Origin of the sequence: Streptomonospora alba (assembly GCF_000826685.1) — a bacterium.
Classification (GTDB): Bacteria; Actinomycetota; Actinomycetes; order Streptosporangiales; family Streptosporangiaceae; genus Streptomonospora; species Streptomonospora alba.
The window spans coordinates 1-8,601 of record NZ_JROO01000073.1 but is presented as its reverse complement, the minus strand read 5'-3'; the positions used below and the strand labels follow the sequence as shown (position 1 = coordinate 8,601).

The 8,601-nt window shown below is 72.5% G+C and carries 7 protein-coding genes; 1 reads left to right on the top strand and 6 read right to left on the bottom strand.

What is annotated here, in order from left to right:
* Window positions 1-75: 75 nt before the first annotated feature.
* The 6 genes from LP52_RS25175 to LP52_RS25150 all read right to left on the bottom strand — a co-directional run bounded on the left by LP52_RS25175 (window position 76) and on the right by LP52_RS25150 (window position 7,849).
* Window positions 76-1,347 (bottom strand): Gfo/Idh/MocA family protein, encoded by a 1,272-nt coding sequence (locus tag LP52_RS25175; protein ID WP_040276907.1) that lies wholly within the window; start codon window positions 1,345-1,347, stop codon window positions 76-78.
* 47 nt (window positions 1,348-1,394) lie between these two features.
* The gene (locus LP52_RS25170; RefSeq protein ID WP_052810261.1) at window positions 1,395-2,423 is read right to left on the bottom strand and encodes an ABC transporter permease; all 1,029 of its coding nucleotides are present in this window, start codon (window positions 2,421-2,423) and stop codon (window positions 1,395-1,397) included.
* Window positions 2,420-3,478, bottom strand: a complete 1,059-nt coding sequence (locus LP52_RS25165) for an ABC transporter permease (protein ID WP_084723485.1) — start codon at window positions 3,476-3,478, stop codon at window positions 2,420-2,422. The genes LP52_RS25170 and LP52_RS25165 overlap by 4 nt, the downstream gene beginning before the upstream one ends.
* A 73-nt stretch (window positions 3,479-3,551) precedes the next feature.
* Complete coding sequence (locus LP52_RS25160) at window positions 3,552-5,405, bottom strand: sugar ABC transporter ATP-binding protein (RefSeq protein WP_238581093.1); 1,854 nt, start codon at window positions 5,403-5,405, stop codon at window positions 3,552-3,554.
* 66 nt (window positions 5,406-5,471) lie between these two features.
* The gene (locus LP52_RS25155; protein WP_040276906.1) at window positions 5,472-6,566 is read right to left on the bottom strand and encodes an ABC transporter substrate-binding protein; all 1,095 of its coding nucleotides are present in this window, start codon (window positions 6,564-6,566) and stop codon (window positions 5,472-5,474) included.
* A gap of 95 nt (window positions 6,567-6,661) precedes the next feature.
* Window positions 6,662-7,849: an ROK family transcriptional regulator gene (locus tag LP52_RS25150; RefSeq protein WP_040276905.1), complete on the bottom strand. Its 1,188-nt coding sequence runs from the start codon at window positions 7,847-7,849 to the stop codon at window positions 6,662-6,664.
* Window positions 7,850-8,267: 418 nt separating this feature from the next.
* Between LP52_RS25150 and LP52_RS27965 the strand changes: the two genes are divergently transcribed.
* On the top strand, window positions 8,268-8,601 hold a 334-nt coding region (locus LP52_RS27965; RefSeq protein ID WP_202966172.1), incomplete at its 3' end, for a hypothetical protein.

Genomic DNA, 8,601 nt, shown 5'->3' with positions numbered 1-8,601 from the left:
GGGCCGCGGGCGCGGGCGCGGGCCGTGGGGGCGGCCGGTCCTCCCCAGGCGGGCCGCCCCCGTTCCCGGCGCCTTTCAGCGGCCGGGCCGCCAGGTGCCCTGGGCGACCTGGGGGACGAAGGAGTCCAGCTCCGCCGCCTGCGCGGTGTCGGCGAGGTCGACGCGGCGGCCGTCCTGAGCCGACAGGTAGGCGGCCATCAGCAGGCGCGTCACCTGCAGACCGTCGTCCAGGCCCTCGTCCGGCTGGCGCCCCTGCAAGAACCGGGTCGTCATGTGCCGGTCCTCCTCGGTGTAGCCGTAGGCGCCCGCCTCGTCCGGCAGCACCGGCATCAGTCCGCCCTCGGCGTTCTGCTTCTCCACCAGGTCCTCGCCCGGGCGGCCGGCGACCTCGCGGCTGAGGAACACCTTGGCCTCGGTGTCGAGGCTGTTGACCTGCATGGCGTACTCCGGCCCCAGCAGCTCGAAGCTCAGCCGCAGTCCCGCGCCCACGTAGCTCCACGACGTGGTGCCCTCGGCCACCACCTCGTCGCCGTCGCCGTTGCGGAAGACGATGGTCGAGCGCGCGTAGTCCTCCGCCGGCCGGTTGCGGTAGTCGACCTCGGGGCCGTACCGGCGCATCAGCTCGTCGGCGTAGGCGGGGCGCGTCCACTTCAGTGCGGCGATGGTGGCGTCCACGCTCACCGGCGTCAGCCACTCCGACGCCGGCACCCCCGGCGGGGTCAGCAGGAAGCGCCCCGCCTCCACGCTGTGGCACATCATGTCGTTGAGAACGCCGCCGCCCTGCTTGTCGCCCTGCCAGAACCAGCCCTTGTGCGGCCCGTTGTGCTCCTCGGCGCACCGGGCCAGGTACGGCGAGCCCGCCGACGGGGCGCCGCGCGACCACACCAGGTCGTGGGCGCGCGTGACGCCGGGCGCGAACACCTGGTTCTCCAGGTAGCCGTGCAGCAGCCCGGCCTCCTCCACCAGCCGTTTGACCTCTGCGGCCTCGGCGACGGTGCGGCCCAGCGGCTTCTCGATCGCGATGCCGCGCAGGGACGCGCGCCCCGAGGCGACCTCCTCGGTGATCGCGCGCACGGTCTCGGCCCGGACGTGGTTGGGAGTGGTCACCCACACCGCGTCCACGGCGGGGTCGCGCACCATCTCGCGGATGTCCGCGTAGGCGGTCGGGTCGCCGACGCGCAGTTCGCGCGCGAGGTCGCAGACGGCGCGCACCGACGACTCGGTGCGGCCGCAGACCGCGGTCACGTCGGCGTCGCGCACGCCGCGGAACGCGCGGGTGTGGAAGTCGGCGATGAATCCGCTGCCGACGATTCCGACTCCGAGCCGGTCGCTCGCCTGTGCTGTCACGTTGGACTCTCCATATCCGTGGAACCGATGCCGGGACTGGTCGCCGGTCACTGCCGGAGCCGCTTCTGCCTGCCGTAGGCGGTCAGCACGGTGACCAGTACCAGGCCGTAGATGATCTGGCGGGGGGCGTCGCCCCACTCACCGCCGCCGATCTGCATGATCCGCAGCAGGGAGTCGAGGACGGTCAGCAGGATCGCGCCGATGACGGTGCCCAGGTAGCCGCCGACACCTCCGATCAGCGCGGTGCCGCCGATGACGGCCGCGGCCACGCTGTTGAGCATGTAGTCGGTGCCCAGGCTGGTGTAGACGTTCTGGGAGTAGCCGAGCAGCAGCAGCCCGCCCACCCCCGCGAACAGCGACGACAGCACATAGGCGGAGAACTTGACCGCCGCGGTGTTGACGCCGGAGAGGTAGGCGGTGGTGCGGTTGGCGCCCACCGCATACAGCCGCCAACCGAAGGGGCTGCGCCGCAGTAGCCAGACGACCAGTACGGACAGCCCCAGCCACAGCCACAGCACCCCCGGAATGCCGGCGACGGTGTCGCCCGCGACCAGGGTGCGCAGCAGCGGGGCGGCGGAGCCCTCGGGCCGGCCGCCGGTGTAGAGCCGGATGAACCCGGTGACCACCGCGATCATGCCCAGCGTCATCACCAGCGGCGGGACCCGGAACGCCAGCACGCCCACGGCGTTGACGACCCCCACGACGCAGCAGGCACCCAGTGCCAGCAGCACCGCACCGAGGAACCCGTCGTTCGTGCCGTCCATGAACCGCGAGGCGACGATGGCCGACAGGGTGGCGGTGGCGCCCACCGACAGGTCGATGCCCTCGCCGCCGGCGATGATGACCAGGGTCTGGCCGATCGAGATCACCCCGAGGAACGACGCCACCGTCATCAGCGTGACGAGTTGGTTCCAGTCGGCGAAGGACGGCGAGACCAGCGCCGCGACACCCCACAGCAGCACGGCCACCGAGCCCGAGATCACCACCGGGTCGCGCACCAGCCGGTGCAGTAGGGGAGGTCGGGTCGGGGCGGGCGGCTGCTCGGGGGCGCCGGGTTCGGCTGTGGAGACGCTCATGCGGTGCCTGCCTTTCCGCGCGCGGCCGCCGTCCGCCGGGTGCCGTTGCGGGAGGTCAGCAGCCCGGCCAGTGCGATGGCGACGATGATGATGCAGCCGTAGACGAACTCGCGGGCGTCGGTGGGCACCCCGGCGAAGAACACCAGGCCCTGGATCAGCGACAGCACGATCGCGCCCACCAGCGCCCCGCCGACGCCGCCCGAGCCGCCGCGCAGCCGGGTGCCGCCGATGACCAGCGCCGCGATCGAGCCCAGTGTCAGCTCGGTACCCAGCGTGGGATCCCCGGCCCCGGAGTCGGCCAACAGCGCGATGCCCGCCAGCGCCGCCACCGTTCCGCCCGCGACGTAGGAGAAGACCCGTACCGCCGAGACGGGCACGGCCGAGGTGTAGGCGGCGTCGGCGTTGCCGCCCACCGCATAGAGGTACTGGCCGAACCGGTGCCGGCGCAGCAGTCGCCAGGCCAGCCACAGGGCCAGCAGCAGCACGGCCGGAACGGGGATGTAGATCGCCAGCACCATGCCGAAGCCCTGGGTGAGCACGGGTGAGGCGGTTCCGCCGGGCTGGGGCAGTACCAGCAGTGCCAATCCGCCGAAGACCGAGCTGGTGGCGAAGGTCGCCACGATCGGCTGCAGCCGCAGCCCGGCAACGACCAGGCCGTTGACCAGTCCGCAAGCGGCGCCCGTGGCCAGGCCCGCCGCCAGCGCCAGCGGCAGGCGGGAGTTGTCGCCGTCCATCAGCACCACCGACACCGCCGAGGCCAGTGTGACGATCGTGCCGATGGACAGGTCGATGCCGCCGCCCAGCACGATGATGGTCTGCGCGGCGGCGATGGTGGCCACCGGCAGGATCGTGGCGAAGCTCGCGCTGAGCGAGTAGGCGGAGAAGAAGTCGGGCTGGAGCACGATCGACGCGGCGAGGGTGATCACCAGCAGCGCCGTCACCGCCAGCGTCGGCATCCGGGCCGACATCACCGACTGCGCGGCCTGGGCCACCGGCCCTGGAGGGGTCGGCGCCGGCGATGCGGCGGGGGAGCGGGTGGGTGCGGGGGTACTCATCGCCTTCCTCGATCCGGAATCGGCGGTGTGCGGGGCGCCGGGTCCGCGGCGGTCCGCCGCGTCGCCGCGGCGCTCACGCGGCGCCGCCGTTGTCGGTGGAGGCCTGCGCGCGGCGCGCCGGGCCGGGCTCCGCGCGGCCCGCGGGGGACTCGGCGCCGCGCGCTGCGTTCGAGTCGTCCGCGCCTGCGGAGCGCCCGGTAGCACCGGGATCGCGGGGAGGGCCGTCCGGATCGGCGTCCCCGTCCGCACCGGCCTGCGGGGTCGGCCCGCCCTCGCCGGGCTCGGGCACGGGCCGTCCGGCACCGTTGGCGTCGGTGACGTGCATGGCGCTGGCGATCAGCGTGTCCTCGGTGAGCCGGTCGCCGGCGACCTCGTCGACGATGCGGCCCTCGAACAGCACCAGCACCCGGTCGCAGACCTCGACCAGCTCCCTGTCGTCGCTGGATCCCAGCACGACCGCCGCCCCTGAGGCCGCCAACTCCGCGACGACCGCGAACATCTCCGCCTTGGCGCCCACGTCGATGCCCTTGGCGGGGTCGTCCATCAGCACCACAGCGGGCTCGGTGGGGAACCACTTGCCCACGACGATCTTCTGCTGGTTGCCGCCCGACAGCGTCGAGACCGGGTCGTCCAGCGATCCGTAGCGGGTGCCGATGCGCTCGGCGACGGCGCGAGCTGCGGCGGCCTCGCGGCGCTTGGACAGCGCGACGCCCAGCGTCGCGCGCCGCCCCACCGACGGCAGGGCGAAGTTCTCCAGGATCGGTCGACCCAGCGCAAGTCCCTGCAGGCCCCGGTTTCCGGGCACATAGGCGATTCCCTCCCGCACCGCCTGCTTGGGCGAGCGCGGACGGATCGCTCGGCCGAAGAGCCGCACGCTGCCGCCCAAGCGCCTGCGGGCGCCGAAGAGCGTCGCCAGCAGCTCCGACTGCCCCTGGCCCTGCAGCCCGCCCAGGCCCAGCACCTCGCCGGGGCGGACCTGGAGGGACACGTGGTCGAGCCGGTCGCCGGTCAACTCCTCGACCTCCAGCAGCGGCGCGGTCTCGTGCGCCTGGTCCGCTCGGTCCGCCCCGTCCAAGGCGGACCGAGCGGACGCGGCGGCGCCGGGGGCGGCGGCTTCGACCGCAGCGCCGCTCCCCGGCGTCTCCGCTGCGCCGGCCGCCGCACCGCCCGGGTGCGCGGCCGCCGGCGCCGGGCCGCCGGACATCAGCTCTACGAGCTCGCCCTCGGCGGTTTCGTCGACAGCGACGGTGGTGACGTCGCGGCCGTTGCGCATGATCGTCGCGAAGTCGCACACGGCCCGGATCTCGGCAAGCCGGTGGGTGATGAACAGGATGAGCACGCCGCGCTCGCGCAGCTCGGCCACCACGTCGAAGAGCACCCGCACCTGGGCGCGGCGCAGCGAGGCTGTGGCCTCGTCCAGCACCAGCACCCGGGGGTCGCGCACCAGCGCCTTGCAGATCTCCGCGACCTGGCGCTCACCGGGGTCGAGGTCGCCCACGCGCTCCTCGGCGGGCACCCGGCCGCCGAAGGCCGGGGCGAAGCGCTCCAGCCACGGCAGCGCGCGCTCGCGTGCCGCGCGGCGGTCGCGCAGCCCGAACCGTGTCGGCTCCACGCCCAGCACCAGGTTGTCCAGGACCGAGAAGTCCTCGATCAGCGACAACTCCTGGTAGACCGCGCTGACCCCGGCGGCCAGCGTGTCGCGCGGGCCGCGCGGTCGCAGCCGGCGGTCCTCCAGCAGCACCTCGCCCGCGTCCGGCCGCACCACGCCCGTCAGCACTTTCAGCAGCGTCGACTTGCCCGAGCCGTTGGGGCCCAGGACGGCGTGCACGCTGCCCGCCTCGGCGCCGAAGTCGGCACCGGCCAGGGCGGTGACGCCGCCGTAGCGCTTGCGTACGCCGCTCATACGCAGAAACGGCGGTGTGTCCACAGCTCTCTCCCTGCTCATGCCCGCCCGGGGCCGGGCCGTCCTGCGGGTCCGGCCCCGGGCGGCGGCCTACTCGAAGTAGCCGTCGGCTTCCTCGGCGGTGATGTGGTGGTCGACGGCGTAGGCGTCGGGCTTGTCCTCGACCTCGGCGAAGCGCTCGTCGAAGTTCTCGTCGGTGACGGTCTCGGGGATGGGCAGGTGGAGCGTGTTGCCGTTCTCCAGCTCGCCGTCCTTGAGCTCCTCGCCCTGCAGCTGCCGCAGAACCACGTGCAGCGCCGACACCGACACCGACGGCGGGTTGGGAACGCCGATGCTGGAGAAGTCCTCATCGGACTCGCGCAGCTTGTTCCACTCCTTCATGTAGCCCACGCGGGCCTCGCCGGTGATGGCCACCTCGCTGACCAGGTCCTCGGACTGCAGCGCCTGCATGGCGCCCAGTGCCATGCCGTCCTGGACGAACACGCCGTCCACATCGGGGTTGCTGGCGAGCAGGTCGCGGGTGACGGTCTGGCCCTTGCTCTGGTCCCACTCGGCGTAGTCGTTGGCCGCGACCTCCACACCGGCTTCGTCGAACACCTCCTGGGCACCCGACCAGCGGGCCTCGTTGGCCGGGTGGCCGTCGATGCCGTTGACCGCGACGATCCGGCCGCCCTCGCCGACCTCGCCGGCCAGCCACTCCGCCGAGATCGAGGCCCACTCGGCCTGATCGATCACCACGTTGGTGACGTGTTCGGACTCCACCGCCTGGTCGATCGCCACGATCTTGATGCCCTGGTCGGCCGCCTCGGCGAAGACCTGGTCGAGCGCGGTGGGGGAGTTGGGGTTGACGATGATCGCGTCGACGTCGGAGCGGATGAGATTGCGGATCTGCTGGATCTGTCCGTTGACGTCGACGTCGGCGCTTTCGATCACCAACTCGTCGACGACGCCCTCGGACTCGTAGTCGGCGAAGGAGTCCTCCAGGACGGAGATCATCTGCTCCCGCCACTCGCTGCCGATGAAGCCGTTGCTGACGCCGATGGTGAAGGGGCCCTCGGAGCCGCCGTCACCGCTGTCGTCGCCGGCTTGCGGCGTGCTGCACGCGGTCGCGGCGAGCACGATGCCCGCTGCGGCGAGTGCGCCGAGGGCGTGGTGGCCGGAGCGCCGGCGCGGTTTCCAACCCATGGTGGGCCTCCAGGTACCTGAGGATTCGGGGGAAGGGGCGGGATCGCCCCGTCGGGATGATGGGGTCGGGGGAACGGGGACGGTCGGCGGCGGGCTCAGCGCGCCGCCGCGGTGGCGCCGGCCGCCTGTGCCGCGGCCAGGGCCCTGTCGATCTGGTCGGGAGCCAGGACGTGGTCGATGGCCAGGCGGCCGGCGCCCAGTGCGCCGCCCGCCTCGCCGGTGCCGGTGGGGATGACGGTGAGCCGGTGGGTGGCCAGCGGCAGCGACCGCTGGTAGATGGCCTCGCGCACGCCCGCCAGCAGCGGTTCGTGTGCCTGGGCCAGGACGCCGCCCATGACGATGGCCTCGGGGTTGAAGAAGTTGACGAGGCCGGCGAGCACGTCGCCGATGTCGCGCCCGGCCTCGCGTACCAGGCGCACCGCCAGCGGGTCGCCGCTGTTGACGAGGTCGACGACGGCGCGGCCGTCGGCGGCGGGCACGTCGGCCGCGCGCAGCCGCGCGGCGAGTGCGGCTCCGCCGGCCACCGCCTCCAGGCAGCCGGTGTTGCCGCAGCGGCACTGGGCGGCGTCGGCGCCGGGCACCCGGATGTGCCCGATGTCGCCGGCGCTGCCCTGGGCGCCGCGGTGCAGTCGGCCGCCGGCGATGATGCCGCAGCCGATGCCGGTGCCGACCTTGACGAAGAGCAGGTTGTCGGCTCCGGTGGCTCCGTGGCGGACCTCGCCGAGGGCGAGTGCGTTGACGTCGTTGTCGACGAGCACTTCCAGCGGGTAGCGCGAGGTGAAGTACTCGGGGACGGGGTACTCGTGCCAGCCGGGCATGATCGGGGGATTGACCGGCCGCCCGGTGGCGGACTCGACGGGGCCGGGGACGCCGATGCCGATCGCCTTGACCGCCGGCAGCGGGCGCTGGGCGGCGGAGACCAGTTCGTGCATGCGCTCGTCGATGTGGCGCAGCACGCGCTCGGGCCCCTCGGTGATGTGCAGGGGCGCCTCGCGGTCGGCCAGCAGTGCGCCGCCGATGTCCATCAGCGCGACCCGGCAGTGGGTGGCACCCAGATCGACGCCCAGGACGCAGTTGTCGTCGGTGTTGAGCCGCAGCACCCGGGGCGGCCGCCCTCCGGTGGAGGCGCCGCTCTCCCGTTCCTCGACGATCCCGTGGGCGACGAGGGTGTCGACGCGCTGGGCCACGGTCGACCGCGCCAGGCCGGTCAGCCGGGCCAGCTCGGCCCGGGTGTCGGCCTCGCCGCGGCTGATGAGGCCGAGGACGTCGCCCGGAGAGTTCACGGATGCTCCGTTCTCCTGGTGAGCAGCGCGGCACGCGGGCTCACATGGTGGACGGGTCCACGGATTCGGCTGCCGCCGAGTGCGTGTGACCCAGAACACGAAGGTACGCAGGCTTCTGACGCGAGTCAATACCCCTTCTGACGATGTTCGTTAGAAGTAAGCGGAAATCGGGTGCCGGTCGCACAGAAGTGGGAGGTGGATCCGCGGCGCGTAGGCGCCGTGTTTGCGGTGGAGGAAGGTTCGGCAGTCGATGATGAATACTCTGTGTATTGGATTACTACCTAGGGTATTCATCGTGTGGCGGTGCCGACGTTCCGGTGACGGCCCGGAACCATGCAGCGACGTAGGGACGAACCGCGCGACTGCACGCGGTCGGCTGTCGGGCCGCCCCAAGCACACGTTGAAAGGGTTCGAACGTATGGATTTCTGGCGCACCACCGCGGCGACCACCGCCGGCCTCTCCCTGGGAGTCGCACTCGCTGTGGCCGCACCCGGAACAGCGCTGGCGGAGCACCCGGTGTCGCCTGCCTCGTACAGCGAAAGCGGCGGCAACGGCAGCGACGGTGGTCACGGTGACGGTAACGGCCACCACGGTGACGACGGCGGGAACGGGTACGGCAAGGACAAGAACGGCGACGGCAAGGACGACGGCAAGGACAAGAACGGCGACGGCAAGGACGACGACAAGGACCAGAACGGCGACGGCAAGGACGACGGCAAGGACCAGAACGGCGACGGCAAGGACCACGGCA

What these genes read in the sequence shown, in the direction of transcription:
- LP52_RS25170 (WP_052810261.1), bottom strand. Translation starts at nt 2,423, where the DNA reads ATGAGCGTCTCCACAGCCGAACCCGGCGCCCCCGAGCAGCCGCCCGCC.
- LP52_RS25165 (WP_084723485.1), bottom strand. Translation starts at nt 3,478, where the DNA reads ATGAGTACCCCCGCACCCACCCGCTCCCCCGCCGCATCGCCGGCGCCG.
- LP52_RS25155 (WP_040276906.1), bottom strand. Translation starts at nt 6,566, where the DNA reads ATGGGTTGGAAACCGCGCCGGCGCTCCGGCCACCACGCCCTCGGCGCA.